Below are 25,939 nucleotides of genomic sequence, written 5' to 3'. Positions count from 1 at the left end.
AAACAACAAGGTAAGACTAGGCGACAATTTCATTGCGGCTCAAGAGGTAACGCGCCATGCAAGGTGGCCTCGAGAACTTGTGTGTCGAAGGCGGCCGCCATCAGCCTCCTGGTGTAATCGGATTGCGGCTGCGCGAAAACCGCCGCGGCCTCGCCCTGTTCGACAATCCGGCCGCTGCGCATGACGATCAGCTGGTTGGCCAAAGCCCGCACCACCTTGAGATCGTGCGAGATGAACATGTAGGTCAGTCCACGCCGCTGCTGGATGTCGCGCAACAAGTCCACCACCTGCGCCTGGATCGATACGTCGAGGGCCGAGGTCGGTTCGTCGAGCACCACAAATTTTGGTTCCAGCACCATGGCGCGGGCAATGGCGATACGCTGCCTCTGCCCGCCCGAGAATTCGTGCGGATAACGGAAGCGGCTATTGGCCGGCAGCCCCACTTCCTCCAGCGCGCGGATGACGCGCTCCTGCCGCTCGCCAGCGCCGATATGCGGGGCATGCACCGACAGGCCTTCGCCAATGATCCGATCCACCGACAGGCGCGGACTGAGCGATCCGAAGGGATCCTGGAAGACGATCTGCATGTCCTTGCGCAGCTGGCGCATGGCCTTCCAGGAGCGGGCCTGCACCTCGCTGCCCAGCACCACGATGCGTCCCTCTGATGGGATCAGTCGCAGGAGCGCATAGCCGAGCGTCGACTTGCCCGAACCGCTTTCACCCACCACGCCCAGCGTCTCTCCCTGACGGATCGAGAGGTCCACACCGTCCACGGCGCGCACATGCCCGACGGTACGCCGCAAGAGGCCGCGCTTGATCGGGAACCAGACCTTGAGGTCCGCCACGTCGACAATGCGCGGCGCATCCGGGTCCGACTCCGGCGGGGTGCCGCGTGGTTCCGCCGCCAGCAGGTGGCGCGTATAGGCGTGCTGCGGATCGCCAAAGACCTGCTCCACCAAGCCCGTCTCGACGATCTCGCCCCTGGTCATCACGCAGACACGGTCGGCGATCCTGCGCACGATCCCCAGGTCATGGGTGATGAACAGCATGGCCATGCCCAGCCGCTGCTGCAGATCTTTCAAAAGCTGCAGGATCTGCGCCTGCACCGTGACGTCAAGGGCCGTGGTCGGCTCGTCGGCAATCAGGAGATCGGGCTCGTTGGCCAAGGCCATGGCAATCATCACCCGTTGGCGCTGCCCGCCCGAAAGCTGGTGCGGATAGGCGTTGAGCCGGGTCGCAGGATCGGGAATGCCAACGGCATCGAGCAGTTCGAGCGTCCGCTTGCGGGCGGCCGTCGCCCGAAGCCCGCGATGGATGGCGAGAACCTCGCCGATCTGGCGTTCGATGGTGTGCAGCGGGTTCAGCGAGCTCATCGGCTCCTGAAAGATCATCGATATGTCGTTGCCGCGCACGGCGCGCAGCTCCGCCGGCGGTGCCGTCACCAGATCCTGCTGCTTGAACAGGATCTGCCCAGTGATGCGGGCCGAGGGGGGCAGGAGCTTGAGCACGGAGAGCGCGGTGACCGATTTGCCCGACCCGCTCTCGCCCACCAGCGCCAGCGTTTCACCCGGCGCGATATCAAAAGATATGCCGTTCGTCGCCCTAGTAGTGCCAAAGGCAATGGTCAGATCGCGGATGGAAAGGAGTGGCGCAGTCATGCCAGTGACTTTCGCGGATCAAAGGCATCGCGCACCGCCTCGCCGATGAACACCAGAAGGGTCATCATGATAGCGATGGTGAAAAAGCCGGTGAGGCCGAGCCAGGGCGCCTGGAGATTGTTCTTGCCCTGCGCGAGCAGCTCACCCAGCGACGGCGAACCTGGCGGCAGGCCGAAGCCGAGGAGGTCGAGCGAGGTCAGGGTCACCACAGAGCCGGACATGATGAATGGCATGAAGGTCAGGGTCGCCACCATGGCGTTCGGCAGCAGGTGCCGGAACATGATGGTGAGGTTGGAGACACCGAGCGCCCGTGCGGCGGCGATATATTCGAAGTTCCGCCCGCGCAGGAATTCGGCGCGCACGATACCCACCAGCGAGACCCAGGAGAACAACAGCAGAATCCCCAGCAGCACCCAGAAATTGGGCGTGATCACCGACGAGATGATCAGCAAGAGGTAGAGCGCCGGGATCGACGTCCAGATCTCGATGACCCGCTGGAAGATCAGGTCGACCCAGCCGCCGAAATAGCCCTGCACGGCACCGGCGAAGACGCCGATCACCGAGGAGATCACTGTCAGCGTCAGCCCGAACAGGATGGAAATGCGGAAGCCATAGAGGAGGCGGGCCAGCACGTCACGGCCGCTGGCATCGGTGCCCAGCCAGTGAAAATTGCCCCAGTGGCAGTGCGGATCCGCTTCCTGCAGCGGGTAGCCGGCGCAGTTCTCGGCATGGGTCATGGTCCAGCTGGGCGCGACGGCACCAGAGGCGGGCAGGAAGGTATCGACAGTCTGGTAGCTGAAGCGCACCGGCGGCCAGATCATCCAGCCATTGGCTTCGATTTCGGCGGCATTGAACTCATCACGGTAGTTGGTGACGGCGAGAAAGCCGCCAAACTTGGATTCGGGATAGTCGACCAGCGCCGGAAACAGCAACTCGCCCTTGTAGGAGGCGAGGATCGGCCGATCATTGGCGATGAACTCGGAGCCGAGCGTTGCCGCAAAAAGTGCGAGGAAAATCCACAAGGACCACCAGCCGCGCCGGTTCTTGCGGAAATTGTCCAGCCGGCGTTGACCCAGGGGGCTCAGAAACCTGTTGCGCGGCGCCTCGATGACGGCGGCCTGTCCTGCCATTTCGCTCATACTTCGCGGCTCTCGAAATCGAGGCGCGGGTCGACCCACATATAGGCGAGGTCGGAAATTAGCGCGATGACCAGCCCCAGAAGGCTGAAGATATAGAGCGTGGCAAAGACCACCGGATAGTCGCGGTTGGCCACCGACTGGAAGCCGAGCAGGCCAAGGCCGTCAAGCGAGAAGATGGTCTCGATCAGCAGCGAGCCGCCGAAGAAGGCCGCCACGAAAGCCCCGGGGAAGCTGGCGATGATCAGCATCATGGCATTGCGGAAAACATGGCCATAGAGCACCTGCCGCTCCGTCAGGCCTTTCGCCCGGGCCGTGGTGACGTATTGCTTGCCGATCTCGTCGATGAAGGAGTTCTTGGTCAGCAGGGTCGTTGTGGCAAAGGCGCCCAGACCCATGGAGACGATGGGCAGGACCAGGTGCCAGAAATAGTCCAGGACTTGCCGCCACCAGGGGAAGTTCTCGAAGCCAGGCGAGGTCAGGCCGCGAAGGGGGAAGATCGACCAGAAGCTGCCGCCGGCGAAGAGGATGACCAGGGCGATCGCGACGAGGAAGCCCGGAATGGCATAGCCGATGATGACGATGGTCGAGGTCCAGACGTCGAAGCGCGAGCCGTCGGTCACCGCCTTCTTGATCCCAAGCGGAATCGAAATGCCATAGGCAATCAGCGTCATCCAGAGCCCGAGCGAGATCGAGACCGGCATCTTCTCCACGATGAGCTCGATGACGGAAGCATCGCGGTAGTAGCTCTCGCCGAAGTCGAAGCGCAGGTAGTTCCACAACATCATGCCGAAGCGTTCGAGCGGCGGCTTGTCGAAGCCGAACTGCTTTTCGATCCGCTCCACCAGTTCAGGCGGCAGGCCCTGGCTGCCGCGATAGCCGGTCGTTGTCGCGCCCGGGCGGGGAGCGGGTGCCTGGCCGGCCAGGTCGCCCCCGCCACCGCCGCTGATGCGCTCGGTAATCGAAACGTTCTGGCCGGAGAGATTTGCCAGGGCCTGTTCCACCGGGCCGCCGGGGGCGAACTGGGTGATCACGAAGGAGATCGCCATGATGCCGAAGACGGTCGGGATCATCAGCAGCAGCCGGCGAAGAATATAGGCGCCCATCGGGTCTCCGGGCAGACTGTTGTTTGTTCAGCTAAGCGCGCGCGGGTGTACGCCAGCAAATCAACATGCGGTGAAAGTGACTTAGCGGCAAATGCAGCACTTTGATGAAGCTTTTGCAACTTCGATATGTCCCGAAGGGCAAAACGCGCCAGTGGCGCGTTTTGAATGGAGAAGGCCATGAGGCCTATGGCCGAATGGCGGATATGTCCCGCAGGGCACAACCCGAACCCAAAGCACCTAGGACGGGCCGCGCAACGCGTTTGGCGACTTGGTGCCACAATCCCGATCTGCTCCTCCCCCAGGGGAGGGTGGTGGACCTTGCGCCGCTCAAGCTCTTGCTCACTGTCACCGCACCGGTCAAACTCCCCCAAACATAGGAGCCCCCATGGCCTACCAGATCATTGCCCAAGCAAAGAACGATGCGGAGGCGCGTGCCTTGGAGGTGGCATTGCGCGCCTATGGCTTTCATCCGCTGGAGCGGGGGCAGGGCGGCCTGCCCGGCGTGCGCAATCTCTTCGGTCCTGACGGTGTTCCGGTCGAGGTTCCCGAAGAAGAGGCGGCGGATGCAACTGTTCTGGCGGAACAGTTGTTGAGGGACATGGCGGCGTCCGACCAATAAAGGCCACAATGTTGCGCCTTTGCATTGCGGGCGGACCGGGCGGTTGAACGCGGCGCGACCTTTGGCTATAAGCCAGCCAAGCTGTTAACCTTTATTAAGCCTTCGGGCAGGAGCGAACCCATGACGGTTTGGATGCGCGGATCGTTGTCCGCGGTAGGCGTGGCGGCAATCGCCGTGGTTCTGGCAGCATGCCAGTCCACCGGCTCGAATACGGCGAACCTCAATACGATCGGCGCACCATCGCAGTTGCAGCCGGTCCAGAATTCAACGGTCCAGCAGGGCACGCTGCCCGCCATTGGCGCGACCGGCACTCCGGCGCCGGGCCTCTCGGGCCAGCCGGTTCTCGGTGGCGTTCCGACTCAGATCGCCATGGCCACGCCCGGCATGACCACGCCAGGCATGACCTCTCCGGCTTTGGGCACAACCGCTCCTGCCGCTCCCGGCAGCTCGATCGTTTCGCTTAACCAGCCCATGGCTGGCGGCGTCAGCACCGGTCCGGAAGGCACCTGGAACGTGGTTGCAGGTTCGGCCACTTGCCGCATCAACCTGCCCATGACTGCCAAGACCGGCACCAGCTACTACCGCGCCTCGGCGCCGGGTTGCACCGTGCCGCAGATCGCCTCGGTCACCGGCTGGCAGCAGGTGGGTTCGCAACTGCAGCTTTATGATGAGAACGGCAACATCGCCGCCTTCCTCGCCCCAAGCTCTGGCCGCTATATCGGCACCATCAGCGGCGGCCAGGCCGTCTCGATGTCGCGCTAAAGTATAAAGCCGGCCCCTGGGCCGGCTTTTTCATTTCCGGTTCCACAGCGTCACCGCGCGCCTAGCGGCTTGACCGCCCGCGCTGCGGACTCCATGGATGCCACCCATGACATCCGCTCCTCCTGTTTCCGCTGCCTATGACGACCTCGCCAAACGGGGCGTGCTGACGCCCGATCCGGCTCAGCGCCAAGCGGCGCAGCATCTCGACGCGGTGCTCCAGGCACTTGCCGCCGAGCAGCCGAAGGGCTTGTTCAGCAAGTTCTTCGACAAGCCGGAGCCGGTGCGCGGCCTTTATCTTCATGGCGAAGTCGGGCGCGGCAAGACCATGCTGATGGACCTGTTCTTTGCCGCAGTGCCGATCAGGGGCAAGCGGCGCGTACACTTCCACGAGTTCATGGACGAGATGCATGCCGGCATGGCGGCGTTCCGCCAGAGCGACAAGGGGCGCGACAGCGACCCGGTCGAGGCGGTGGTCAAGCCCATCATTCGCTCGGGGCTGCGCCTCCTCTGCCTCGACGAGTTCCACGTGCATGACATCACCAATGCCATGCTGCTCTACCGCCTGTTCGACAAGCTTTTCGCCCAGGGCGTGACGCTGGTCGCCACCTCCAATGTGGTGCCCGACGAGCTTTACAAGGACGGGCTCAACCGCCAGCTGTTCCTCCCCTTCATCGAGCTCCTGAAGCAGCATTGTGTCGTGGCCAGCCTCGCTGCCGAGCGCGACTATCGCCGCATGAAGTTTGCCGGCCAGCAGGTCTATGCCTTCGGCACCGGTCCCGAGGTGCGTGCCGAGATGGACCGGCTCTGGCTGCGCATCACCGGCGGTGAGCAGGGCATGCCCGGCACGGTCACCAGCATCGGCCGCGAAATCGCCGTGCCGCAGATGGCCATGGGCGCGGCGCGCTTCGGCTTTGCCGACCTTTGCGAAAAGCCACTGGGCTCGCGCGACTTCGTCCGCATCGCCCATCAGTTCGACTCCGTCGTCATCGACGACGTGCCGCAGATGGACCGCACCAGGTCCGATGCCGCCAAGCGCTTCATCCTCCTGATCGACAACCTCTACGACCGCGGCGTCAAGCTCGGCGCAAGCTTTGCCGTACCGCTCGAGCAGCTGGGCAAGGACGACCGCACCGCCTTTGAATTCCAGCGCACCATCTCCCGGCTCGATGAGATGCGCTCCGAGGACTACCTCGGCAAGGGCCTGCGCGACGCCCCTGCGGCAAGCTGAGCGCAGCCAATGCCCATCCGGCATCACCCCTTCGCCCATCAGCAAGGGCGAAAAGGGCTTTACGACGAAGGGTTCACTTGCCCCTCCCGACTGAGGGGGGTAAGAGGTGCGCCAATTCAACGCAGTGGCGGGATGAGGACTTATGGCGCGTAAAAAGATCGCTCTTATCGGCTCGGGTCAGATCGGTGGGACACTGGCCCACCTGGCGGCACTCAAGGACCTCGGCGACATCGTCCTGTTCGACATCGTCGATGGCGTGCCGCAGGGCAAGGCGCTCGATATTTCGCAGTCCGCCCCGGTCGAAGGCTACGACGCCAAGATCAGCGGCACCTCCAAATACGAGGACCTCAAGGACGCCGACGTGGTGATCGTCACCGCCGGCGTGCCGCGTAAGCCGGGCATGAGCCGCGACGACCTCCTGGAAATCAACCTCAAGGTCATGGAGCAGGTGGGCGCCGGCATCGCCAAATATGCCCCCAATGCCTTCGTGATCTGCATTACCAACCCGCTCGACGCTATGGTCTGGGCGTTGCAGAAGTTCTCCGGCCTTCCCACCAACCGCGTCATCGGCATGGCCGGCGTGCTCGATAGCTCGCGCTTCGTCCACTTCATCGCCGACGAGCTCAACGTCTCGGTGGAAGACGTCAACGCCTTCGTGCTGGGCGGCCATGGCGACACCATGGTGCCGCTGGCCCGCTATTCCACCGTTGCCGGCATTCCGCTCACCGACATCGTCAAGATGGGCTGGATGAGCAAGGAACGCCTCGAGGAAATCATCCAGCGCACCCGCGACGGCGGCGCCGAGATCGTGGGCCTGCTCAAGACCGGTTCGGCCTTTTATGCGCCCGCCACCTCCGCCATCGCCATGGCCGAGAGCTATCTCAAGGACAAGAAGCGCGTCCTCCCCGCTGCCGCCTTCCTTGATGGCCAATATGGCGTGAAGGGCACCTATGTCGGCGTGCCGGTGGTGATCGGTGCCGGTGGCGCCGAGAAGGTGATCGAGATCTCGCTCAACTCTGCCGAGCAGAAGGCCTTCGACAAGTCGGTCGGCGCGGTGGAAGGGCTGATCGAAGCCTGTAAGAAGATCGCGCCCAAGCTGGCCTGATCCAAGACCCGAGACATCCCCGCGCGAGCGGGGATGTTCCGTTTCAGTCACCCCGGTGCGTTGAGATCATCCTGCACCGCTTTGCCTATCCAAGGGGACTTTTCAATGAACATCCACGAACACCAGGCCAAAGAGCTGCTGAAGGGCTACGGCGCACCCGTTGCTGCCGGCGTCGCGATCTTTTCGGCCGACGAGGCCGAAGCTGCGGCCCGCTCGCTGCCCGGCCCGCTCTATGTGGTCAAGTCGCAGATCCATGCCGGCGGCCGCGGCAAGGGCAAGTTCAAGGAACTCGGTCCCGATGCCAAGGGCGGCGTGCGTCTCGCCCGCTCCATTGAAGAAGTCGTCTCCCACGCCCGCGAGATGCTGGGCAACACGCTGGTAACGGCACAGACCGGCGAAGCCGGCAAACAGGTCAACCGTCTCTATATCGAAGACGGCGCCGATATCGCCCGTGAGCTCTACTGCTCGCTGCTGGTCGATCGTTCGGTCGGCCAGGTGGCCTTTGTCGTCTCGACCGAAGGCGGCATGGACATTGAAGCAGTTGCCCACGACACCCCGGAAAAGATCGAGACCATCGCGATCGATCCCGAAGCCGGCGTCACCGACGCGGACGTGGCGCGCATCGTCAAGGCGCTCAAGCTCGACGGCGTTGCCGCCGAAGATGCCAAGTCGCTGTTCCCGATCCTCTACAAGGCCTTCAGCGCGACCGACATGGCGCTGCTCGAAGTCAACCCGCTGATCGTCATGGAAGACGGGCACCTGCGCGTCCTCGACGCCAAGGTGAGCTTCGACGGCAACGCCCTGTTCCGCCACGACGACATCAAGGCGCTGCGTGACGAGAGCGAAGAAGACAGCAAGGAAATCGAGGCTTCCAAGTGGGACCTCGCCTATGTCGCCCTCGATGGCAATATCGGCTGCATGGTCAATGGCGCCGGCCTTGCCATGGCGACCATGGACATCATCAAGCTCTACGGCAAGGAACCGGCCAACTTCTGTGACGTCGGCGGTGGCGCGGGCAAGGAGAAGGTCGCTGCAGCCTTCAAGATCATCACCGCCGATCCCAAGGTCGAGGGGATCCTCGTCAACATCTTCGGCGGCATCATGAAGTGCGACGTCATCGCCGAAGGCGTGATCGCAGCCGTCAAGGAAGTGGGCCTCCAGGTGCCGCTGGTCGTGCGCCTCGAAGGCACCAATGTCGAGCTGGGCAAGAAGATCCTCAACGAGTCGGGTCTGGCGATCACGGCGGCCGATGATCTCGACGACGCCGCCAAGAAGATCGTCGCGGCGATCAACGGCTAATTTGAAGGACCTTTACTGATGTCGATTCTCGTCAACAAGAACACCAAGGTCCTCGTTCAGGGCCTCACCGGCAAGACCGGTACCTTCCACACCGAGCAGGCGCTGGCCTACTACGGCACGCAGATGGTAGGCGGTATCCACCCCAAGAAGGGCGGCGAAACCTGGACCGGTGCGGGCGGCGAAACCCTGCCGATCTTTGCCTCGGTTGCCGAAGCCAAGGAACGCACGGGCGCCGACGCCTCGGTGATCTACGTGCCGCCGGCCGGTGCCGCTGACGCCATCATCGAAGCCATCGATGCGGAAATTCCGTTCATCACCTGCATCACCGAAGGCATTCCGGTGATGGACATGGTGCGCGTCAAGGCTCGCCTCGATCGCTCAAACTCGCGCCTCCTCGGCCCCAACTGCCCGGGCATCCTGACCCCGGAAGAGTGCAAGATCGGCATCATGCCGGGCTCGATCTTCCGCAAGGGCTCCGTCGGTATTGTTTCGCGCTCGGGCACGCTTACCTATGAAGCCGTGTTCCAGACCTCCAATGAAGGCCTCGGCCAGACGACCGCCGTCGGCATCGGTGGCGATCCGGTCAAGGGCACCGAGTTCATCGACGTGCTCGAGATGTTCCTGGCTGACGACGCCACCGAATCGATCATCATGATCGGCGAAATCGGCGGTTCGGCCGAGGAAGATGCCGCGCAGTTCCTGATCGACGAAGCCAGGAAGGGCCGCAAGAAGCCCATGGCTGGTTTCATTGCCGGCCGCACGGCGCCCAAGGGCCGTACCATGGGCCATGCCGGCGCCGTCGTATCCGGCGGCAAGGGCGATGCGGAATCCAAGATCGCCGCGATGGAAGCCGCTGGCATCCGCGTCTCGCCCTCGCCGGCGCGTCTGGGCACCACGCTGGTCGAAGTGCTGCGCGGGTAAGCTGCGGAGCGTGTGGAACCCCCTCCCAGCCTCCCCCTGTTAGGGGGAGGAGCAGATCGGGGATGGGTCTCGATGGTGCCTCACGCACCGGCGGGTCCCTCCCCCCTTCAGGGGGAGGTTAGGTGGGGGTGTTGAGGGTTCACTGCGACCAAGGTCGGTCGCGCTTCGGACACAGATTGGTGTTACGCCAACTCTGCCCGAAGCAGTTAAGCTCCGAACATAAGCCGCGGCCCTGCTCAGGGGCCGTTACACTTAACAGGATACTAAGGATAAGCGGTCAGTATCCGACACAATTTAGGGACCGCATGGACCGGTTCGCCGGTTGTTGAGAAGGATGGCGGGGCCAGCGCCTCGCACAAAAAAGCGATGACACGACAGGAAAAGAACGACACGTTCTTGCTGACTTCGTTCCTCTATGGTGGGAACGCCGACTACATCGAGCAGCTCTATTCCCGCTTCAAGACCGATCCGGACAGTGTCGATGACACCTGGAAGAGCTTCTTTTCCCGGCTCGATGACGAGCAGGGCGTCGCTGAAAAGAATGCCGAGGGCCCAAGCTGGGGCCGCAAGGATTGGCCGCAGAGCGCCAATGGCGAACTGGTCAGCGCGCTTGACGGCAACTGGGGCGAAATCGCCGTAAAGACCGAAAAGGCCATTGCCAAGAAGGCCGAGGCACTGGGCGTTGCCAAGTCCTCCGTCGCCGACGTGCTGCAGGCCACGCGCGACTCGATCCGCGCCATCATGATGATCCGCGCCTATCGCATGCGCGGCCACCTCCATGCCGATCTCGATCCGCTCAAGATGAAGGCCGAGGAGCCGGCGCCCGAGCTCGACCCCAAGAGCTATGGCTTCACCGAGGCCGATTACAGCCGCAAGATCTTCATCGATAACTACCTGGGCATGGAATACGCCACCATCCCGGAAATGCTGGCCATCCTGCAGCGCACCTATTGCGGCACGATGGGCATCGAGTTCATGCACATCTCCGATCCCGAAGCCAAGCAGTGGATCCAGGAGCGCATCGAAGGTCCGGACAAGGAAATCACCTTCACCAAGGAAGGCAAGAAGGCGATCCTGTCCAAGCTGGTCGAGGCCGAAGGCTTCGAAAAGTTCATCGACGTCAAGTATACCGGCACCAAGCGCTTCGGCCTCGATGGCGGCGAGTCCACCATTCCGGCGCTCGAGCAGATCATCAAGCGCGGCGGTGCGCTGGGCATCAAGGACATCGTCCTTGGCATGGCCCATCGTGGCCGCCTCAACGTCCTGACGCAGGTGATGGCCAAGCCGCACCGCGCGCTGTTCCATGAATTCAAGGGCGGTGCCTTCTACCCCGACGACGTCGAGGGTTCAGGCGACGTGAAGTACCATCTCGGTGCCTCCTCCGACCGCGAGTTCGACGGCAACAAGGTCCACCTGTCGCTGACGGCCAACCCCTCGCATCTCGAGATCGTCGATCCGGTGGTGCTGGGCAAGTCGCGCGCCAAGCAGGACCAGCACATTTCCCCCGGCGGGAAGCTCGTCAACATCGCCACCGATGGCAAGCCGGACCGCTCCATGGTCCTGCCGCTCCTGATCCACGGCGATGCGGCCTTTGCAGGGCAGGGCGTCATCGCCGAGTGCCTGGGCCTTTCCGGTCTCAAGGGCCATCGCACGGGCGGCTCGATCCACTTCGTGATCAACAATCAGATCGGCTTCACCACCTCGCCGATGTATTCGCGCTCGTCCCCATATCCGACGGACGTGGCCAAGATGATCGAGGCGCCGGTTCTCCATGTGAATGGCGACGATCCGGAAGCCGTGGTCTTCGCGGCCAAGGTCGCGGTCGAATATCGCCAGAAGTTCGGCAAGCCTGTCGTCATCGACATGTTCTGCTATCGCCGCTTCGGCCACAATGAAGGCGACGAGCCCAGCTTCACCCAGCCGCTGATGTACGCCAAGATCCGCGCACAGAAGACGACGCTGGAGCTTTATGCCGACAAGCTGATCCGCGAAGGCCATGTCACGGCCGAGGAAGTCGACGGCATGAAGGCCGCCTGGCGGTCCAGGCTCGAAGCCGAGTTCGAGGCCGGTCAGGACTATCGTCCCAACAAGGCCGACTGGCTCGACGGTGCCTGGAAGGATTTCAAGCCTGCCGATCAGGAAGGCCCGCGCCGTGGCGACACTGGCGTCGAGCTCGATCGCCTGATCAAGATCGGTACCGACCTCACGCGCATTCCCGAAGGCTTCAACGTCCACAAGACGGTCAAGCGCTTCATGGACAACCGCCTGGCGGCGATCGAATCGGGCGAAGGCATCGACTGGGCGACGGCCGAGGCGCTGGCTTTCGGTACGCTGGTGACCGACGGTCATCCCGTGCGTCTCTCCGGCCAGGACGTGGAACGCGGCACCTTCTCGCAGCGCCATTCCGTTCTCAACGACCAGCAGGTCGAGAACAAGACCTATACGCCGCTCAACAATCTCGCGCCCGACCAGAGCCGCTACGAAGTCATCAACTCGATGCTGTCGGAAGAAGCGGTGCTGGGCTTCGAATATGGCTACTCGCTGGCGGAGCCGCAGGCCCTGACCATCTGGGAAGCCCAGTTCGGCGATTTCGTCAACGGTGCGCAGGTCGTCATCGACCAGTTCATCTCCTCGGGCGAGCGCAAGTGGTTCCGCATGTCGGGCCTCGTGATGCTCCTGCCGCACGGCTATGAGGGCCAAGGCCCCGAGCACTCCTCGGCCCGTCCGGAGCGCTTCCTCCAGCTCTGCGCCGAAGACAACATGCAGGTCGCCAACTGCACCACGCCGGCCAACTACTTCCACGTGTTGCGCCGCCAGGTGCAGCGTGACTTCCGCAAGCCGCTGATCCTGATGACGCCCAAGTCCCTGCTGCGCCACAAGCGTGCGGTTTCGGGCCTGGTCGAAATGGGTCCGGACTCCTGCTTCCACCGTCTCCTGTGGGACGATGCCGAAGCACCGGGCGCACCAAAGACCACCATCAACCTGGTGCGCGACGACAAGATGCGCCGGGTCGTGCTGTGCACGGGCAAGGTCTATTACGACCTTCTGGAAGAGCGCGAGAAGAAGGGTATCGACGATATCTATCTGCTGCGCATCGAACAGCTCTATCCGTTCCCGGCCAAGGCCCTGCTGGACGAGCTGAGCCGCTTCCCCAATGCCGAGATCATCTGGTGCCAGGAAGAGCCCAAGAACATGGGTGCCTGGGCGTTCATCCAGCCCTATGTTGAATGGGTGTTCGACCAGATGGGCCGCTCGGGCCAGCGCGTGCGTTATACCGGACGCCCGGCATCCGCCTCCACTGCCACGGGTCTGATGCGGACCCATCTTGCTCAACTGCAGGCCTTCCTCGACGAAGCCCTCGGCCAATAAAGGACAGACCAATGTCGACTGAAATCCGCGTCCCCACCCTCGGCGAAAGCGTCACCGAGGCAACCATTGGCCAGTGGTTCAAGAAGGTCGGTGACACCGTTGCCGCCGACGAGCCGATCGTCGAGCTCGAGACCGACAAGGTGACCATCGAAGTGCCGGCCCCCTCGGCCGGTGTGCTGGAGGCCATTGCTGCCCAGCCGGGTGAAACCGTCGACGTCGGCGCGCTGCTTGGCGCCATCGGCGGTGCCGGTGCCGGCGCAGGTGCTGCGCCGGCTTCCGAGCCCCGGACGCAGACCCCCGCCAACAACGCCGCCGGTCCCGAGGAGATCAAGCCCGAACCGGCACCGCAGCCGGTGACGGCCACCGACCGTGCCCCGGCGCCGTCGGCGCAGAAGATGATCGCCGAAAACGGCCTCAACGCCGCCGACATCCAGGGTTCGGGCAAGTCTGGCCAGGTCCTCAAGGAAGACGTCCTGTCGGCCCTCAGCCGGATCGGTGGCAATGGCGGCCAGGCTTCGGCTCCCGCCCCGGCGCTCGATACCAGTGCCGCTCCGGCCGTGTATCAGCCGGCCCCGGCCTCGGCCCCGGCGGCCAAGGCACCCGAGGTCAAGGCCCCCGCCGCGCCGCGTGCCCCGGTCGCTGCCGACGATGCCTCGCGCGAAGAGCGGGTCAAGATGACCCGCCTGCGCCAGACCATTGCCCGCCGCCTCAAGGACGCGCAGAACACCGCCGCCATGCTCACCACCTTCAACGAGGTGGACATGAAGCCGGTGATGGACCTGCGCAATTCCTACAAGGAGCTGTTCGAGAAGAAGCACGGCGTCAAGCTTGGCTTCATGGGCTTCTTCACCAAGGCCGTCGTTCACGCGCTCAAGGAAATCCCGGCCGTCAATGCCGAGATCAATGGCGATGACCTGATCTACAAGCAGTACGCTCACATCGGCGTCGCCGTCGGCACCGACAAGGGCCTCGTCGTCCCGGTCGTCCGTAACGCGGACCAGATGTCGATTGCCGAGATCGAGAAGTCGATCAATACGCTGGGCAAGAAGGCCCGCGACGGCCAGCTCTCCATGGCCGACATGCAGGGCGGCACCTTCACCATCTCCAATGGTGGCGTCTATGGCTCGCTGATGTCGACCCCGATCCTCAATGCGCCGCAGTCGGGTATCCTGGGCATGCACAAGATCCAGGAGCGTCCGGTCGCCATCGGCGGCCAGGTTGTCATCCGCCCGATGATGTATCTGGCGCTCTCCTATGACCACCGCATCGTCGATGGCAAGGAAGCGGTGACCTTCCTGGTTCGCGTCAAGGAATCGCTCGAGGCACCGGAACGTCTCGTGCTCGACCTCTAAGCTGCCGCATTACGCAGTCATACGAGGGCCCGCCATTGGCGGGCCCTTTGCATTACAAAACCGTGACAACTGGTGCTAACAGTCGGTTAACAGTTTTGCGGCTTATGCGGGTGTCGTGTCACACAGAGGAGTATCCGTGCCCGTGCGTTTTCCCATCCTTCTTGCTGCGGCCTGGTTGAATGTTTCCGTCGCCGCCCACGCACAGGATGCCGACAATGCCGAGCTTATCGGTGAACTCATCGCCTTCCACGGCTCCAAGGTCATCGTCTCCGCAATGACCACGCATTGCTACGAAACCACCGGCCTTGACAGCGCCTACAAGACCGCCGGCGAGAACTGGTACCTGCGCAATATCGGCTTTCTCGACCTTGCCGACCGCGTCATCGCCCGTCTCGGCGGCGCCGCCGAGGGGCAGAAGCTGGCGGCGGAAAACTATGGCGGCGAGCAGATCATGAGCGCCTACAATCAGGCTAAGGACAAGGACGTGTTCTGCCGCGCCTTTCTTGAACAGGTCGAGAGCGGGGCGCTCGACATCAACACCCAGCTTCCCGACTCCCTGGCCAAGGCGCAGGCCATCGCTTCTGAATAGGCCTTATGCATAATGCGGGGCACGCATGCTGGGGCTTTTTCCGCGGCGGCCTGTGGGTTAAACGTCTTGGCAGCACTACATTGATCCTGCTGGCAGATCGCCGGCAGCACAACACTTTTGGGGCTCCAAATGGCAGACGCGTACGATCTCACCATCATCGGCTCGGGTCCGGGCGGCTATGTCGCGGCGATCCGCGCGGCACAGCTGGGGATGAAGGTTGCGGTGGTCGAAAAGTGGGCCACCCATGGCGGCACCTGCCTCAATATCGGCTGCATTCCCTCGAAGGCCCTGCTTCACGCCACGGAACTGTTTGAGGAAGCCGCCCATAGCTTCAAGGGCCTCGGCATCGATATTCCGGCGCCGGTCCTTAACCTGCCGCAGATGATGAACCACAAGAACGAGGTCGTTGCCGGCAATGTCGGCGGCGTCGACTACCTCTTCAAGAAGAACAAGATCACCCCGATCCGTGGCATCGGCACCATCGTGGCTCCCGGCAAGGTTCTGGTGACGCCGCAGACCGGCGCGCCCACCGAAATCGAGACCAAGAATATCGTCATTGCCACCGGCTCTGTTTCAGCCAGCTTGCCGGGCATCGAGATCGACGAAAAGACCGTGGTGACCTCCACCGGCGCGCTCACCCTTGACCGGGTCCCCGGCAAGCTGCTGGTGATCGGTGCTGGCGTCATCGGGCTCGAGCTGGGCTCGGTCTGGGCGCGCCTCGGTGCCAAGGTCACAGTGGTCGAATATCTCGACCGCATCCTGCCCGGCATGGATAGCGAAGTGGCCCGCCAGTTCCAGCGCATGCTGCAGAAGCAGGGCATCGAGTTCAAGCTCTCGAGCAAGGTAGCCGGCATCGACAAGCAGGACGACGGCGCGCTCAAGGTTCGCGTGGAGCCTGCAAAGGGCGGCGACATGGAGATCCTCGACGCGGACGTCGCGCTCGTCGCCATCGGCCGCAAGCCATTCACCGAGGGCCTCGGCCTCGACATTGTCGGCGTGGCGCTGGACGAGCGCGGCCGCGTGCGCGTCGACCAGCACTACAAGACTTCGGTCGACGGCATCTACGCCATCGGCGACGTCATCGCCGGTCCGATGCTGGCGCACAAGGCCGAGGACGAAGGCATTGCCGTGGCCGAAATCCTCAACGGCCAGGCCGGCCACGTGAACTACGCGGCTATTCCCGCCGTGGTCTACACCAATCCGGAAGTGGCTTCGGTCGGCAAGACCGAGGACGAGCTCAAGGCTGAGGGCGTCGACTACAAGATCGGCAAGTTCCCCTTCACCGCCAATGGCCGCGCCAAGGCCATGCTGGCCACCCAGGGCTTCGTGAAGATCCTGAGCGATGTGGCGACCGACCGCGTGCTGGGTGCCCATATCGTCGGCAAGAATGCCGGCGAGATGATCCACGAGCTGGTGGTGCTGATGGAGTTCTCGGGCTCCTCGGAAGACCTTGCCCGCAGCACCCACGCGCATCCGACGCTTTCGGAAGCGGTCCGCGAAGCGGCCCTGTCGCTGGGCGACGGCGCTATCCACATCTAGCATCCAGCGTCGGCACGATTCTCCGGACGCGTGCCGACGTTCCCTACAGTCATCATACAACATGCGAACCATTGTATGTTGACTTACACATGCTTCTTCCATACCAGTTTCTTAACAGATCCTCTCCGCCCATGAGGCGGCGAGCAGGTCTGTGAAACCGACACGGTCATTCGGCGCGGAGGACGAGCCGGACCGCTGTTCTTGGGAGGACACCAATGTTTCAACTGCCAAAACTGGCAGCGACCGCGCTTGTCGCTGCATCGCTGATGGTTTCGACCGCTAGTGCCCAGACGGTGCTGCGGTCGTCCGATACCCATCCCGACGGCTATCCGACCGTCGAAGCTGTGAAGCACTTCGGCGAGCTGCTGAAGGAAAAGACCGACGGCCGCTACTCGGTCGAGGTCTTCCACTCCGCCCAGCTCGGCCAGGAAGCCGATACGATCGAACAGACGCAGTTCGGCGTTGTCGACATGAACCGCATCTCCATCGGCGCCTTCGGCACCCAGGTGCCAGAAGCCACCGTCACCCAACTCCCCTTCATCTTCCGCTCCACCGAGCACTTCCACAATGTGCTCGATGGCCCGATCGGCGAAGAGATCCTGGCCGCATTCGAAGCCGTGGATGTGGTGGCGCTTGCCTTCTATGACGGCGGCTCCCGCTCCTTCTACAACAGCGAAAAGCCGATCAACTCGCCCGAAGACATGGCCGGCATGAAGTTCCGCGTCATGCAATCGGACATCTTCGTGGACATGGTTGGGGCCCTCGGCGCCAATGCCACGCCCATGCCCTACGGCGAAGTCTATTCGGCGATCGAAACGGGCGTGATCGAAGGCGCGGAAAACAACTATCCGAGCTATGACACCGCGGGCCACGCCGAAGTCGCCAAGTACTACTCGCTCGACGAGCACCTGATGGTGCCCGAGGTCCTGGTGATCTCCAAGATCGTCTGGGATGGTTTGACCCCCGAGGATCAGGCCCTGTTCCGCGAAGCTGCCAAGCAGTCCGTCGCCAAGCAGCGTGAACTCTGGGCCGCCAAGGAAACCGAATCCAAGGCCGCCGTCGAGGCGCTCGGCGCCACGATCAACGAAGTCGACAAGCAGCCCTTCATCGACGCCATGGCGCCGGTCTACGAGAAATACGTGACCGACCCCAAGCTCCAGGACCTGGTCGAGCGCATCCGCGCCACCGAAGGCTGATCAAGTGGGGTGGCGGTTCGCCGTCACCCCGATCCCTCTCGGACGAATAGACCACAGCGTCATTCCCGCGAAAGCGGGGATCCACCTTCTCCCTGACCCGGGGCGATTCCGCCTCCGCGGGGAACGACGCCGTGGGTGGGGCAGTGTTGAGACGGCAAAGGTTACGTCAATGAAATCCACCCTCCTGCGCGCCAGTCGCGTGCTCAACGCCCTGTCAACCGCGGCCCTCTGGATTGCGGGCATTGGCCTTGTGACCATGACGCTGATCGTCGCCTATCAGGTCTTTACCCGCTACGTGCTCAACGCCTCGCCGCCCTGGACCGAGGCCGCTTCGATCATGATCATGAGCTGGTTCATTTTCCTCGGCGCCGCTGTGGGCGTGCGCGAGAACTTCCACATGGGCTTCGATGTCCTGATCTATGTGCTGCCGCCAGGCGCCAAGCCATGGCTGCGCGCGGTGACCGACCTCGCCATTTTCGCCTTCGCCTTCGGCATGGCTTACTATGGCGGGGAACTCGCCCTCCGCTACTGGACCACGCGCATTCCCGTGCTCGGCATTCCCACCACCTTCACCTACCTGCCGATCGTCCTTGCGGGCGTATTGATGTGCCTGTTCTCGCTGGAGCGCCTCCTGCTGCGCATGGCCGGCGAGAATGTGGATGAACCCGCCACCGACGACGTCGTCACGGCCGACTGAGGTTTATGATGGAATACTGGATCCTCTTCGGCGTCTTCACCGCCCTCATGCTGGTCGGCACGCCGATCGCCTTCTGCCTGGGCATCGCGAGCTTTGCCACCATCGTCTATATCGGCCGCCCGGCCATCGTGGTGTTCCAGCAGCTCAATTCGGGCGTCTCCGTCTTCACGCTGATGGCCGTGCCCTTCTTTATCTTCGCCGGCGACCTCATGGTGCGCGGCGGCATTGCAGCCCGCATCATCCAGTTCGCCGGTTCGCTGATCGGACATGTGCGCGGTGGATTGGGCCAGGTCAACGTCGCTGCCTCGACGCTGTTTGGCGGTATTTCCGGCTCGGCCGTTGCCGAAGCTGCGGCCGTCGGCGGCATCATGATCCCGCAGATGAAGGCGCGCGGCTATGGCGCCGACTATGCCGTCAACGTCACCTCCATGGCGGCGCTAATCGCCCTCCTGCTGCCGCCCAGCCACAACATGATCATCTATTCGCTGTCCGGCGGCGGGCGCATCTCCATTGCCGACCTCTTCACCGCTGGCATCATCCCGGGCCTCCTGCTGGCCTTGGCGCTCAGCGTCACTGCCTATGTGGTAGCGGTCAAGCGCGGCTACCCGACCGAACCTTTCCCCGGCTTCGGCAAGGCCCTGCAGTATTTCCTGATCTCGATCCCCGGTCTCCTCCTGATCGGTATCATCTTCGGCGGCGTCCGCTCCGGCATCTTCACCGCCACGGAAAGCTCTTGCATCGCGGTGATCTACGCCTTCCTCGTAACGCTGCTGATCTATCGCAGCATGAGCTGGCGCGCCTTTGTTCACTGCGTCACCGGCGCCGTGCGCACTACCGCCATGGTCCTATTCATCATCGGCGCTGCAGCCTCGTTCGGCTGGCTGATGGCCTATCTGCGCGTCGCGCCGCTCCTGACCGAAGCCATCGGGCAACTGACGCAGGACCCGCTGATGGTGCTCTTGCTGATCAACGTCCTGCTGCTGGTGCTAGGCACGTTCATGGACATGGGCCCGCTAATCGTCATTACCACCCCGATCTTCCTGCCCATGGTGCAAAGCTTCGGTGTCGACCCGGTGCATTTCGGCGTGATCATGATCCTCAACCTCGGCATCGGGCTCAACACGCCGCCCCTTGGCCCGGTGCAGTTCGTCGCCGCCGCCGTTGGCAAGATCTCGGTCATGGAGGCGATGCGCTCAGTCTGGCCCTTCTACTTCGCCGGTCTCGCGGTGCTTGGCCTCGTGACCTACATCCCGGCGCTGTCGCTGTGGCTGCCGGCGCTGTTCAGGGGCTGACGCGATGAGCCTGCATGACGAGAGCATCGCGGCGGCCCGGCGGCCCAAGCTCGCCGACCTGGTGATCGGCACGTTGCGCAAGCGCATCGCCGCGGGCGAATACCGCGCCGGCGGCAAGCTGCCGACCGAGTCGCAGATGACCACCATATTCGGCGTCAGCCGCACCGTGGTGCGCGAAGCCATTGCCGCCCTTGCGGCCGATGGGCTCGTCCAGTCCCGTCAGGGCGCCGGCGTGTTTGTCGTGGCCGGGGCGGCGACGCCGTTCAGCGCGATCGGCGCCGACAAGTCCAACAAGATATCGGTCGCCATCAACGTCCTTGAAGTGCGCATGGGGATCGAAATTGAATCCGCCGGACTTGCAGCACTGCGCCGCAGCGCCAGCCAGGAGGCGGCGATCCAGGAAGCCTGGAACGAGTTCGATCGTCTCCTTAAGCTGGGCACGCCCACCGGCAAGACCGACTTCATGTTCCACCGGACCATTGCCGCCGCCACCAACAATCCATTCTATATGGAAGTGCTGGATGGCCTGGGCAGCCGCACCATACCCTGCGACGTCGCCTCGCCCTGGGGCACTGAAAGCGTTCTGACCTTCGAGTACCAGGCGGGCTTGCAGCAGGAACACCTCGAAATACTTAAAGCCATTTCGGCACAGGATGCCGATGCCGCGCGTGAGGCCATGCGACAGCACCTGTCGCTTAGCCAGGAACGCTACCGTAACCGGCTGCGCGAGCAGCAATCGGCAACTAGGACAAGCCCATGACCACCGATTACGACATCCGTTTCGCCGTTGACCCCGTCAGCGCTGCAACCATGAACACTGCCGAGTTGCGCGAGCAGTTCCTGATCGATGACCTGTTCATGACCGGCTCGGTAAACTGGACCTATACTCATTATGACCGCATGGCGGTCGGCGGCGCCGTCCCGGGCGCTAATCCTCTGCGGCTGGACCCCATCAAGCCGACCGGCACCGCAAACTTCCTCGAGCGGCGCGAACTGATCGCCGCCAATATCGGCGATGCGGGTACCGTCACCGTCGACGGCACCGAGCACGCCGTCGGTCCGCGCGACATGCTCTATATCGGTATGGGCGCCACCGAAGTCACTTTCGGTGGCCAAGGCGCCAAGTTCTACCTGTTGAGCGCCCCTGCCCATGCCAGCCATCCGACCACGCTGATCCGGCAATCCGATGCCAAGCGGCTCGACATGGGCTCGCAGCAAACGGCCAACGAGCGCTCCATCTTCCAGTTCGTCAACGCCGACAGCGTCAAGACCTGCCAGCTGGTCGTGGGTCTCACCAGCTTTGCCCCCGGCTCGGTCTGGAACACCATGCCGGCGCACCTGCATGACCGGCGCATGGAAGCCTACCTTTATTTCGACCTCAAGCCCGATGCCTTTGTCGTGCACCTGATGGGCGAACCGGAAGAAACGCGCCACATCATCGTGCGCAACGAGCAGGCGGTGATCTCGCCGCCGTGGTCGATCCATTCGGGTGCCGGTACGGGCTCCTATACCTTCATCTGGGCCATGGCCGGCGACAACATCGACTATACCGACGCCGAAAAGATCGGCATGGACGAACTGCTGTGACGGACCTTTCCGCCTTTTCCCTCTCCGGCAAGACGGTGATGGTGACCGGCGCCAATACCGGCATCGGGCAGGGCATCGCCCTCTCCATCGGCCGGGCCGGGGGCAAGGTCATCGGCGCCGGCCGCTCCAGCATGGAGCAGACGGCTTTGCTGATGGCCGGGCAGGGCGCCGACTTCGCCGAAGTGAGGGCCGATCTCGGCTCCACGGCCGAAGCGCAGACCATGTTCGCAACTGCCTGGGATCAGCACGGCCCCATCGATGGTCTGGTCAACAATGCCGGCATCATCAAGCGTGTCGATGCCGTCGACTTCACCGAGGCCGACTGGGACCAGGTGATGGACATCAACCTCAAGACGATGTTCTTTCTCTCCCAGGCCCTGGGCAGGCGGGCGCTCGAGGCCGGCCGACAAGCCAAGATCGTCAACATCTCCTCGATGTTGAGCTTTCAGGGCGGCATTCGCGTCGCAAGCTACACGGCGTCCAAGAGCGGCGTTTTGGGCATCACCCGTCTCCTCGCCAACGAATGGGCGGCCAAGGGCATCAACGTCAATTCCATCGCTCCCGGCTATATCGAAACCAACAATACCGAGGCCCTGCGCGCCGATCCTGACCGCTCCGCCGCCATCCTTGGCCGCATACCGGCGGGCCGCTGGGGCGAACCGTCCGATATTGGCGATGCGGCAGTGTTTCTTCTGTCGCAGGCCTCCAACTACATGCATGGCGCCGTCATCCCGGTGGATGGCGGCTGGCTGGCGAGGTGATCATGTCTGACCAAAAGTTCTTTGCGCAACCGAACGAAACCGACTGGGTCGAACTGCAGCCGGGAAATACCCGCCGCGTGCTGATCCACACCCCCGAGCTGATGCAGGTGGAGTTCGGCTTCGAGCAAGGCGCCGTCGGCGCGCTCCATAGCCATCCGCATGTCCAGGTCAGCTATGTTGCAGAGGGCCGGTTTGAGGTCACCATCGACGGCGAAACCCAGGTTGTCGAGCAGGGCGGCAGCTTCATCGTGCCCTCCGGCCTCGAACATGGCGTCGTGGCCCTCACCCGCGGCCGGCTGGTGGACGTCTTCACCCCCATGCGGCAGGACTTTGTCTGACCTCGATCGTACCCTACCGGGATCGCCCAACACCTCGATCGTCACCCTCGGGCTTGACCCCAGGGCTCTTCCCTCGCTGGACTACGCTTTAAGTACAGAGCCCTCGGGTCAAGCCCGAGGGTGACGGCCGGGGCTGCTTCACTTCCCGAGTTCTTCCAGCATCCCCGCATACGCCGCCTCGTGCCGCCCCTCCCAGTTCCCCATCCCGGGCTTGGTGAGCACGCCACGTCGCGGCGGGATCATGCTGGATATCCGGCGCAACGGCTCTTCGCGCCAGTTGAGGTTGAAGGCAGCGTAACGAGGATAGAACTCCATTGCCGAATAGGGCAGGTGGTCATGCACCCACCAGGCCATGGCTTCCCAGTCGCCCGTGCGCTCGTAGTAGGGAATGAAGCGGTTGACGACGATGCAGGCCGTTGCGCCCATGCGGCCCGCGGCGTCGCGCCGATCCCAGATATGATGGGCGTAGTTCTTCTCGTTGGTAGCGCAGTTCAACCCGTTCTCGTTGCCGAACCGGTTGACCTCGGGCGAACGGTAGGACGACCGTATCGAGATGCGGCCGAAGCGCTCCTGCAGCGGCTCCAGCAGGTTTTTGCAGAGGGCCTTGCCCGCAGCGATAGCGAGGTCCAGATCATCGGGAACATTGCGCAAACCATGCATCTGGGCGATCTCGGAATGGAGGAAGTCGCGCAGGAAGAAGTTGGGGCTGAGACGGACGCGTCCCAGTTCTTCCAGCGACGCAACGGTTTTGGGTGCCCGCATCGGCAGCTCTCCCTAGCTTCCCCCGAGCTTCCTCGCTAAACCGGGTCAACAACAGCCGGTTTTGACGTCAGGGATATCAGCGCGCATGCTGAGCATCATGTTTTACGTGGCCATCACGGCCGAGGCCATGACGGCGGCGCTTGCGGCGGGCCGGCGCAGCATGGATTGGTTCGGCGTCTGCATTCTCGCCTGCGTTACTGCCCTGGGGGGCGGCACGGCGCGGGACGTCTTCCTCGGCCATTTCCCGCTCTATTGGGTGGGCAATCCCTATATCCTCGTTCTTGTCTGCGGCGCGGCCCTCCTGACCATCGCCACGGCTCGCCTCGTCTACCGCCTGCGCTGGCCTTTCCTCTTGCTCGATGCGCTGGGCCTCGTCGTCTTCACCATCGTCGGCTGCAATGTCGCCATCGATACGGGCGCCCATCCCATCATCGTCATCGTCTCGGGCATGGTCACCGGCATCGTCGGGGGCATATTGCGTGACGTCCTCTGCAACGACGTGCCGCTGGTGTTCCGCAGTGAACTCTACGCCACCGTGTCGATCGTCACCGGCATCGTTTACTACCTTGGGCTCCTGGCCGGCATTGCCACCGACCTCATGGTGCTGGTGGCCCTTGCCGTGGGTTTCCCGCTGCGCGTCGTCGCCATCTACTTCAAGTGGGAAATGCCCAAGTTTGTCTTCGACCCGCAGATGCGCAAATGAAGCCGCAGCGGATCGTCCTGTCCCGCCGCGCTGGCTTCGATCTCCAGGCGCTTTCGCAGGCGCTGAACGGCCTGCCTGCACAGTCGGTGGCGCGGCCGGGTCCTTGGGGCAATCCTTTCACCATCGACGCCGTCGCCGAGGAACTTGGCGTCGACCGCATGCAGGCTCAGGCGGAGGCCGTGGCGCGTCACGGCAAGTGGCTGCGCGGTGAATTTGCAGGACCGAAACCAGCACCGGACCTCACCGAGCTGCGCCGGCAACTCGGGGGCAAGAACCTTGCCTGCTGGTGCCGTGCCGGCACGCCCTGCCACGTCGACAATTTGCTGGTTGTGGCCAACGAATAAGGCTTCCAGCCGCAAGGAAGCTATGGCAAGCACTACCATACAAGAATGGAGTGCCTGATTTGCGACAGACCTGGCGGTGGTTCGGACCCAAAGACCTGTGCAGCATCGACGACGTCACGCAGGTGGGGGCGGAGGGCGTCGTCAGCGCCCTGCATCACATCCCCAACGGCGTGGTCTGGTCGCCCGAGGAGATTGGCAAGCGGCACCAGGAAATCGCCACCCGCAAGGACGGTACCCCCTCCGGCCTCACCTGGGACGTCGTCGAAAGCCTCCCGGTCAGCGAGGACATCAAGAAGCAGAAGAACAGCTGGCGCGAGCATATCGAGAACTACAAGATCTCGATGCGCAACCTCGCCGATTGCGGCATCGAGGTCATCTGCTACAACTTCATGCCGGTGCTGGACTGGACGCGCACAGACCTGCGCTGGACCGTCCCCAATGGCGGCTCCTGCATGCGCTTCGACATCAACGATTTCGCCGCATTCGACATTCACGTTCTGGAACGCCCCGGCGCTCCAGCAGACTATACCAATGCCATCGCCGACGAGGCCGAGCGCCGCTTTGCCGATATGGACGACGCGGCCCGCAAGCAGCTGGCACGCAACGTCACCATGGGCCTGCCGGGCTCGACCGAGTCGATGACGCTGGAAGACGTTCGCGCGCACTTGGCTGAATATGGCGAGATCAGCCGGGACCAGCTGCGCAGGCATTTCATCGACTTCCTCGAGCAGGTCGTTCCCACCGCCGAGGATCTGGGCCTGCGCCTTTGCTGCCACCCCGACGATCCGCCATTTGCCCTTCTGGGCCTGCCCCGCGTCATGTCCACGGCAGACGACTACGCCCATATCCTCGACGCCGTCGACAGCCCGGCCAACGGCATGACCTTCTGCACCGGCTCGCTCGGCGCTCGCCCGGACAACGACCTGCCTTCCATGTTCGAGCGCTTTGCCAGCAAGGTGCATTTTCTCCACCTGCGCAACGTCAGGCGCGACACCGATGCCGTTTTCGGCTCCTTCTACGAGGCCGAGCATCTGGCCGGCGATACCGACATGGTCGCGGTGATTGCCGCCGTAGTCCGCGAGGAGCGCCGCCGAAAGGCGGAGGGGCGCAAGGATTACATCATCCCCATGCGTCCCGACCACGGGCAGGACATCCTCGACGACCTCGGCCGGCGTTCGCAGCCGGGCTATCCGACCATCGGCCGCATGAAGGGGCTGGCAGAACTGCGCGGGGTCATGACCGCGCTGGAGCACGCCAAATGGGGTCTGGCGCGCTAGCGCCTTCTAGCCAAGGCTCGCCAGCTTGTCGGCCATGCGTTGCGCCTTGTCGGTGCGGGTCGAGAAGGACATGGTGCAAAAGATGCGCTCCACGCCTATGGCGTGGAGGCGCTGGCAGCAGGCCTCGATCGTAGCGCTGACCTCCGCCATCTCCCCCTCGATATTAGTGCCGTTGGCGTGCATCTCGTAGACAAGGCCCGACGCATCGATGATGTCGCGCACTTCGCGGATATAGTGCGACACCGATGGGCCAGAGCCCATGGGCACGATGCAGAGGTCGGCGATGATCTTCATCTTGT

The 25,939-nt window shown here is 63.3% G+C and carries 24 protein-coding genes and 2 pseudogenes; 20 read left to right on the top strand and 6 right to left on the bottom strand.

Features of this window, described 5'->3' with window-relative positions; genetic code table 11:
- Positions 1-29: 29 nt before the first annotated feature.
- From VIL88_RS18065 to VIL88_RS02170, 4 genes and pseudogenes are all read right to left on the bottom strand, one after another.
- Positions 30-845: pseudogene (locus VIL88_RS18065) on the bottom strand (ATP-binding cassette domain-containing protein); the annotation flags it as partial.
- Positions 846-884: 39 nt separating this feature from the next.
- Positions 885-1,658, bottom strand: a pseudogene (locus VIL88_RS18060) (ATP-binding cassette domain-containing protein); the annotation flags it as partial.
- Entirely contained in the window at positions 1,655-2,797 is a 1,143-nt protein-coding gene (locus VIL88_RS02175; RefSeq protein WP_331985460.1) for an ABC transporter permease, read from the bottom strand. The pseudogene VIL88_RS18060 and the gene VIL88_RS02175, both read right to left, overlap by 4 nt.
- Positions 2,794-3,900: a microcin C ABC transporter permease YejB gene (locus VIL88_RS02170; RefSeq protein ID WP_331985458.1), complete on the bottom strand. Its 1,107-nt coding sequence runs from the start codon at positions 3,898-3,900 to the stop codon at positions 2,794-2,796. The genes VIL88_RS02175 and VIL88_RS02170 overlap by 4 nt, the downstream gene beginning before the upstream one ends.
- Positions 3,901-4,285: 385 nt before the next feature.
- Between VIL88_RS02170 and VIL88_RS02165 the strand changes: the two genes are divergently transcribed.
- The 17 genes from VIL88_RS02165 (at position 4,286) to VIL88_RS02085 (ending at position 22,554) form a co-directional block, all read left to right on the top strand.
- On the top strand, positions 4,286-4,519 hold the full coding sequence (locus tag VIL88_RS02165) for a hypothetical protein (protein ID WP_331985456.1): 234 nt from the start codon (positions 4,286-4,288) through the stop codon (positions 4,517-4,519).
- Positions 4,520-4,639: 120 nt separating this feature from the next.
- Positions 4,640-5,281, top strand: a complete 642-nt coding sequence (locus tag VIL88_RS02160) for an AprI/Inh family metalloprotease inhibitor (protein WP_331985454.1) — start codon at positions 4,640-4,642, stop codon at positions 5,279-5,281.
- Between the two features lie 106 nt (positions 5,282-5,387).
- The gene (zapE, locus tag VIL88_RS02155; protein WP_331985452.1) at positions 5,388-6,509 is read left to right on the top strand and encodes a cell division protein ZapE; all 1,122 of its coding nucleotides are present in this window, start codon (positions 5,388-5,390) and stop codon (positions 6,507-6,509) included.
- 142 nt (positions 6,510-6,651) lie between these two features.
- Positions 6,652-7,614, top strand: a complete 963-nt coding sequence (gene mdh / locus VIL88_RS02150; protein WP_331985450.1) for a malate dehydrogenase — start codon at positions 6,652-6,654, stop codon at positions 7,612-7,614.
- 105 nt (positions 7,615-7,719) lie between these two features.
- Positions 7,720-8,913, top strand: coding sequence for an ADP-forming succinate--CoA ligase subunit beta (gene sucC / locus VIL88_RS02145; RefSeq protein ID WP_331985448.1), 1,194 nt, complete (start codon positions 7,720-7,722; stop codon positions 8,911-8,913).
- A gap of 18 nt (positions 8,914-8,931) precedes the next feature.
- Positions 8,932-9,834: a succinate--CoA ligase subunit alpha gene (gene sucD / locus VIL88_RS02140; protein ID WP_331985446.1), complete on the top strand. Its 903-nt coding sequence runs from the start codon at positions 8,932-8,934 to the stop codon at positions 9,832-9,834.
- Between the two features lie 366 nt (positions 9,835-10,200).
- A complete protein-coding gene (locus VIL88_RS02135) occupies positions 10,201-13,203 on the top strand; it encodes a 2-oxoglutarate dehydrogenase E1 component (protein ID WP_331985444.1) in 3,003 nt (1,000 codons plus the stop codon).
- An 11-nt stretch (positions 13,204-13,214) separates the two neighbouring features.
- Entirely contained in the window at positions 13,215-14,555 is a 1,341-nt protein-coding gene (odhB, locus tag VIL88_RS02130) for a 2-oxoglutarate dehydrogenase complex dihydrolipoyllysine-residue succinyltransferase (RefSeq protein ID WP_331985442.1), read from the top strand.
- Positions 14,556-14,697: 142 nt separating this feature from the next.
- Positions 14,698-15,144 carry a hypothetical protein gene (locus VIL88_RS02125; RefSeq protein WP_331985440.1) on the top strand — a complete coding sequence of 149 codons (447 nt, stop codon included), beginning with the start codon at positions 14,698-14,700 and terminating at the stop codon, positions 15,142-15,144.
- A 129-nt stretch (positions 15,145-15,273) separates the two neighbouring features.
- A complete protein-coding gene (gene lpdA / locus VIL88_RS02120) occupies positions 15,274-16,683 on the top strand; it encodes a dihydrolipoyl dehydrogenase (protein ID WP_331985438.1) in 1,410 nt (469 codons plus the stop codon).
- 215 nt (positions 16,684-16,898) lie between these two features.
- Positions 16,899-17,879, top strand: a complete 981-nt coding sequence (locus VIL88_RS02115) for a TRAP transporter substrate-binding protein (RefSeq protein ID WP_331985436.1) — start codon at positions 16,899-16,901, stop codon at positions 17,877-17,879.
- A gap of 169 nt (positions 17,880-18,048) precedes the next feature.
- Positions 18,049-18,576, top strand: coding sequence for a TRAP transporter small permease (locus VIL88_RS02110; RefSeq protein WP_331985434.1), 528 nt, complete (start codon positions 18,049-18,051; stop codon positions 18,574-18,576).
- 8 nt (positions 18,577-18,584) lie between these two features.
- The gene (locus VIL88_RS02105) at positions 18,585-19,868 is read left to right on the top strand and encodes a TRAP transporter large permease (RefSeq protein ID WP_331985432.1); all 1,284 of its coding nucleotides are present in this window, start codon (positions 18,585-18,587) and stop codon (positions 19,866-19,868) included.
- A 4-nt stretch (positions 19,869-19,872) separates the two neighbouring features.
- Positions 19,873-20,628 carry a FadR/GntR family transcriptional regulator gene (locus tag VIL88_RS02100; protein WP_331985430.1) on the top strand — a complete coding sequence of 252 codons (756 nt, stop codon included), beginning with the start codon at positions 19,873-19,875 and terminating at the stop codon, positions 20,626-20,628.
- A complete protein-coding gene (gene kduI / locus VIL88_RS02095) occupies positions 20,625-21,455 on the top strand; it encodes a 5-dehydro-4-deoxy-D-glucuronate isomerase (RefSeq protein WP_331985428.1) in 831 nt (276 codons plus the stop codon). The genes VIL88_RS02100 and kduI overlap by 4 nt, the downstream gene beginning before the upstream one ends.
- Positions 21,452-22,216 carry a 2-dehydro-3-deoxy-D-gluconate 5-dehydrogenase KduD gene (gene kduD / locus VIL88_RS02090; RefSeq protein WP_331985426.1) on the top strand — a complete coding sequence of 255 codons (765 nt, stop codon included), beginning with the start codon at positions 21,452-21,454 and terminating at the stop codon, positions 22,214-22,216. The genes kduI and kduD overlap by 4 nt, the downstream gene beginning before the upstream one ends.
- 2 nt (positions 22,217-22,218) lie before the next feature.
- The gene (locus tag VIL88_RS02085) at positions 22,219-22,554 is read left to right on the top strand and encodes a cupin domain-containing protein (RefSeq protein ID WP_331985424.1); all 336 of its coding nucleotides are present in this window, start codon (positions 22,219-22,221) and stop codon (positions 22,552-22,554) included.
- A 138-nt stretch (positions 22,555-22,692) separates the two neighbouring features.
- Here VIL88_RS02085 and VIL88_RS02080 read toward each other — a convergent pair whose 3' ends face one another.
- Positions 22,693-23,316 carry a hypothetical protein gene (locus VIL88_RS02080; protein ID WP_331985422.1) on the bottom strand — a complete coding sequence of 208 codons (624 nt, stop codon included), beginning with the start codon at positions 23,314-23,316 and terminating at the stop codon, positions 22,693-22,695.
- A gap of 85 nt (positions 23,317-23,401) precedes the next feature.
- Between VIL88_RS02080 and VIL88_RS02075 the strand changes: the two genes are divergently transcribed.
- From VIL88_RS02075 to uxuA, 3 genes are read left to right on the top strand one after another with little or no spacing between them, the layout of a single operon-like run.
- Positions 23,402-24,019: a trimeric intracellular cation channel family protein gene (locus VIL88_RS02075; protein WP_331985420.1), complete on the top strand. Its 618-nt coding sequence runs from the start codon at positions 23,402-23,404 to the stop codon at positions 24,017-24,019.
- Positions 24,016-24,363, top strand: a complete 348-nt coding sequence (locus VIL88_RS02070) for a DUF4326 domain-containing protein (RefSeq protein ID WP_331985418.1) — start codon at positions 24,016-24,018, stop codon at positions 24,361-24,363. Before VIL88_RS02075 ends, VIL88_RS02070 begins: the two co-directional genes overlap by 4 nt.
- A gap of 59 nt (positions 24,364-24,422) precedes the next feature.
- Positions 24,423-25,640 (top strand): mannonate dehydratase, encoded by a 1,218-nt coding sequence (gene uxuA, locus VIL88_RS02065; RefSeq protein ID WP_331985416.1) that lies wholly within the window; start codon positions 24,423-24,425, stop codon positions 25,638-25,640.
- Between the two features lie 6 nt (positions 25,641-25,646).
- Here uxuA and VIL88_RS02060 read toward each other — a convergent pair whose 3' ends face one another.
- Positions 25,647-25,934 carry an MTH1187 family thiamine-binding protein gene (locus VIL88_RS02060; RefSeq protein ID WP_331985414.1) on the bottom strand — a complete coding sequence of 96 codons (288 nt, stop codon included), beginning with the start codon at positions 25,932-25,934 and terminating at the stop codon, positions 25,647-25,649.
- Positions 25,935-25,939: the final 5 nt, after the last annotated feature.

This window comes from Devosia sp., assembly GCF_036563435.1.
GTDB lineage: Bacteria > Pseudomonadota > Alphaproteobacteria > Rhizobiales > Devosiaceae > Devosia.
This window is presented reverse-complemented; position numbering and strand designations above follow the sequence as displayed.

What these genes read in the sequence shown, in the direction of transcription:
- VIL88_RS02175 (WP_331985460.1), bottom strand. Translation starts at nt 2,797, where the DNA reads ATGAGCGAAATGGCAGGACAGGCCGCCGTCATCGAGGCGCCGCGCAAC.
- VIL88_RS02170 (WP_331985458.1), bottom strand. Translation starts at nt 3,900, where the DNA reads ATGGGCGCCTATATTCTTCGCCGGCTGCTGCTGATGATCCCGACCGTC.
- VIL88_RS02165 (WP_331985456.1), top strand. Translation starts at nt 4,286, where the DNA reads ATGGCCTACCAGATCATTGCCCAAGCAAAGAACGATGCGGAGGCGCGT.
- VIL88_RS02160 (WP_331985454.1), top strand. Translation starts at nt 4,640, where the DNA reads ATGACGGTTTGGATGCGCGGATCGTTGTCCGCGGTAGGCGTGGCGGCA.
- zapE (WP_331985452.1), top strand. Translation starts at nt 5,388, where the DNA reads ATGACATCCGCTCCTCCTGTTTCCGCTGCCTATGACGACCTCGCCAAA.
- mdh (WP_331985450.1), top strand. Translation starts at nt 6,652, where the DNA reads ATGGCGCGTAAAAAGATCGCTCTTATCGGCTCGGGTCAGATCGGTGGG.
- sucC (WP_331985448.1), top strand. Translation starts at nt 7,720, where the DNA reads ATGAACATCCACGAACACCAGGCCAAAGAGCTGCTGAAGGGCTACGGC.
- sucD (WP_331985446.1), top strand. Translation starts at nt 8,932, where the DNA reads ATGTCGATTCTCGTCAACAAGAACACCAAGGTCCTCGTTCAGGGCCTC.
- VIL88_RS02135 (WP_331985444.1), top strand. Translation starts at nt 10,201, where the DNA reads ATGACACGACAGGAAAAGAACGACACGTTCTTGCTGACTTCGTTCCTC.
- odhB (WP_331985442.1), top strand. Translation starts at nt 13,215, where the DNA reads ATGTCGACTGAAATCCGCGTCCCCACCCTCGGCGAAAGCGTCACCGAG.
- lpdA (WP_331985438.1), top strand. Translation starts at nt 15,274, where the DNA reads ATGGCAGACGCGTACGATCTCACCATCATCGGCTCGGGTCCGGGCGGC.
- VIL88_RS02115 (WP_331985436.1), top strand. Translation starts at nt 16,899, where the DNA reads ATGTTTCAACTGCCAAAACTGGCAGCGACCGCGCTTGTCGCTGCATCG.
- VIL88_RS02110 (WP_331985434.1), top strand. Translation starts at nt 18,049, where the DNA reads ATGAAATCCACCCTCCTGCGCGCCAGTCGCGTGCTCAACGCCCTGTCA.
- VIL88_RS02105 (WP_331985432.1), top strand. Translation starts at nt 18,585, where the DNA reads ATGGAATACTGGATCCTCTTCGGCGTCTTCACCGCCCTCATGCTGGTC.
- VIL88_RS02100 (WP_331985430.1), top strand. Translation starts at nt 19,873, where the DNA reads ATGAGCCTGCATGACGAGAGCATCGCGGCGGCCCGGCGGCCCAAGCTC.
- kduI (WP_331985428.1), top strand. Translation starts at nt 20,625, where the DNA reads ATGACCACCGATTACGACATCCGTTTCGCCGTTGACCCCGTCAGCGCT.
- VIL88_RS02085 (WP_331985424.1), top strand. Translation starts at nt 22,219, where the DNA reads ATGTCTGACCAAAAGTTCTTTGCGCAACCGAACGAAACCGACTGGGTC.
- VIL88_RS02080 (WP_331985422.1), bottom strand. Translation starts at nt 23,316, where the DNA reads ATGCGGGCACCCAAAACCGTTGCGTCGCTGGAAGAACTGGGACGCGTC.
- VIL88_RS02075 (WP_331985420.1), top strand. Translation starts at nt 23,402, where the DNA reads ATGCTGAGCATCATGTTTTACGTGGCCATCACGGCCGAGGCCATGACG.
- VIL88_RS02070 (WP_331985418.1), top strand. Translation starts at nt 24,016, where the DNA reads ATGAAGCCGCAGCGGATCGTCCTGTCCCGCCGCGCTGGCTTCGATCTC.
- VIL88_RS02060 (WP_331985414.1), bottom strand. Translation starts at nt 25,934, where the DNA reads ATGAAGATCATCGCCGACCTCTGCATCGTGCCCATGGGCTCTGGCCCA.